This window comes from Candidatus Schekmanbacteria bacterium (assembly GCA_003695725.1).
Taxonomy (GTDB): Bacteria; Schekmanbacteria; GWA2-38-11; order GWA2-38-11; family J061; genus J061.
In genome coordinates this window covers 1-2,719 of record RFHX01000340.1, presented here as the reverse complement: position 1 = coordinate 2,719, position 2,719 = coordinate 1, and the positions used below count along the sequence as shown (strand labels likewise).

The window sequence follows — 2,719 nt, the reverse complement described above, 5'->3', positions numbered from 1 at the left end:
GTTTTAAGGAGGCTTTTACGAGTTCATAAAATACCTCATATTGAATATTTTTTATCAGACCTTCTCTGTTGGACTGATCAATAAGCAGTGGATTTCTTTCAGAAGATATATCTATAAAACCTACTATTTGATTCCTGCTTATTAATCTTTCCTTTGGGGCGTTTAATCTTCTGAGGTCTAACCCAAGCCAATCATCGTCTTCTTCACCGTAAGGCCAGACTCTGAATCCATCACGATAAATCCTAACGCCTGCATTTGGCTTAATGACATTCCTGTATTCCATCTGTAATCCTGCCACTTTTAAAGCCGATGAATCCAGATCCCAGACATAAAAATCCAAATAAAATTTCCCCGGGAAAATATCTTTATAAAAATTGCCTTTAGTTTTTTCTTTTTCTATTTTCTTTTCCGATTCATGAAGTTGTTTTAGTTCCTCTAAAAAGTCCAGAATAAATTCCTTTAAATCAATTTCCCCCCCCTGGATTTTTCTTGAAAGCTCGGGATAATCTGGTCTTTTGAATGAATAAGTGAAATGTAGAATACCTTCTTCATCTACTACTCCATGCATTTGATAAAAAGCTAATTCGAGCAAATCATTTATACTTTTGACATCATCTATTTCCTTCTGAATCTCAAAGTTATTGCTTTCTATTTTCATCTTGAATTGACCGATTTTGCTTCCATCAAAATCATTGCTTCTTCTAATAATGGCAGGAGATTCAAGTGCTTTAAGTTTTCGTACTGTATTTTTTATTGTTGACATTTTCCATGGATTTATATTCGAAATTTCTATATATACCCCATTCCCATTCAAAAAATGCTGGGGAGATCTAGTTTTAATTTCTACTTTAACCTGATCAAGATACTTATCTTCAGAAAACTCTTTCCAATTTATATCCACCACTGTTTCATAATTTTCCAGAGTTTTAAAGCAGTCAATAGTTGCCCTGGTAATTAATTTGACTTTTTCTCCTAGTTTATGCACAGCAAATCTTCCAATACCCTTTTCTCCAAGTAATTTTCTATTAAAACAACTGCTATATCTTTCAAATTCTTCCTTTTTTTTATCAGGCGTGGCAGGCTCCAACCATACGTTTAAAATTTTTTCATAAGTCATTCCTATTCCATTATCTTCTATTATTATTTTTCCTTTATCATAATCCTGGATATCTATCAGCTTAATTGTTACTTCTGACGCATCAGCGTCATAAGAATTTTTAACCAGTTCTACAAGTGCGACAACTTCACTAGATATAAGCTGTTCTCCAATTATTTTGATTAGCCTTGCTCTGGGCCGAAAAAAGAGTTTTTCTTTATTATCAAGCATCTATCATCTCCTTTATTTTCTCAGCAATTTTTCTTGCCATAAGCGGAGGAACGGCGTTCCCTATCTGTCGAAACATTGAAGTCATAGGCCCTTCAAAATAAAAATTATCAGGGAAAGATTGCAATCTGGCAGCTTCTCTTACTGAGATAGACCTGAGTTGATTTATGTCAGGATGTATGAAGTAATGTCCATCCTTTTCAAGATGAGCAACAACTGTCTGGGAATATGGTAAGTCCGGAGCCACAACCTTAAACCTGTCTCTGAAGACCTTTCGATTTTTATGTGTCTTAAGTACTTCAGGTATTTCATCGTACTCTGGTCTTCTTTTTTCTTTTATCCATGCTTCAATATAAAATTTATAGATTTTTCTGTCTCTCTCATTATGATTTCTCGTAATATGGAGGGTTAGGATATCATCTTTATTTCTTATCCCATATGATCTCAAATATTCAGAAGGTTCCCGAATGTATTCACCGGAATAAATTCTCTCGCCGGGTTTAAGAGCAGGGAGGTCAAGAAAAACTTCCTGCACTTTAAATTTTTTAGCATTAGTATCTTGTTCAAATTCAGGGTATTCAAAATTTAAATCTTTTCTGAATCCAATAACAATTATCCTTTTTCTATTCTGCAATACACCAAAATCATTAGCATTTAACACTCTGGAATACACTATATACCCAGCTTTACTAAAATATTCCTGAACATCTTCCCATAGTTGTCCATTTCCTGCAGATAACAAGCCAGGAACATTTTCAAAAACGAAGATTTTCGGTTTTAATTTCTGGAGAAATTTCACATAAAGCCGATAAAGGTAATTCCTTTTATCATTTTTCATCCTATACGGGTCACGGGCTCTTCCAATTACAGAATATGCCTGACAGGGAGGGCCACCTACTATTACGTCCACATTTTTTATTTTTTTCTGTTTCATATTATGCTGAATTAAATCCAACAAAGAATGAATATTTATTTCAGTAATTTCATCATTTATCACTGTATTTAATACTTCTTTCGGAACCATTTCATAAAGCTCTTCTCTCGATATTTTCCTTTTTAAATATTCTGTGTATATATCTTCTTTCCCTTTTCTTTGAAGATAATGATATGCAAGACGTGTCTTTAGTGTCAGCGAGGCATGTTTGTCCATTTCTATATATGCTACCGGCAGAAATCCAGCATGAACAAATCCCTCAGCAAACCCTCCTGCACCCGCAAAAAGTTCTATATATGAAATTTTTCCATTCTCTTTCACTTTCTCTCCTTAAGTCCTGCTATTTCACTTATTTTTAAATATTATAACTACTTTTATATTAATAGGTTAAAATAAATTAATTTTTTTACTACACTCATAACTTATATTTAAAAACTGTCATAAAGTGCCATCAAAATTTG

The 2,719-nt window shown here is 33.3% G+C and carries 2 protein-coding genes; both read right to left on the bottom strand.

Annotated elements, in window-relative coordinates; translation table 11 throughout:
- Positions 1-1,327, bottom strand: a 1,327-nt coding sequence (locus D6734_12375; protein ID RMF92386.1) for an ATP-binding protein, incomplete at its 3' end; no start/stop codon positions are given.
- Positions 1,320-2,579, bottom strand: coding sequence for a DNA (cytosine-5-)-methyltransferase (gene dcm, locus D6734_12370; GenBank protein ID RMF92385.1), 1,260 nt, complete (start codon positions 2,577-2,579; stop codon positions 1,320-1,322). The genes D6734_12375 and dcm, both read right to left, overlap by 8 nt.
- Positions 2,580-2,719: the final 140 nt, after the last annotated feature.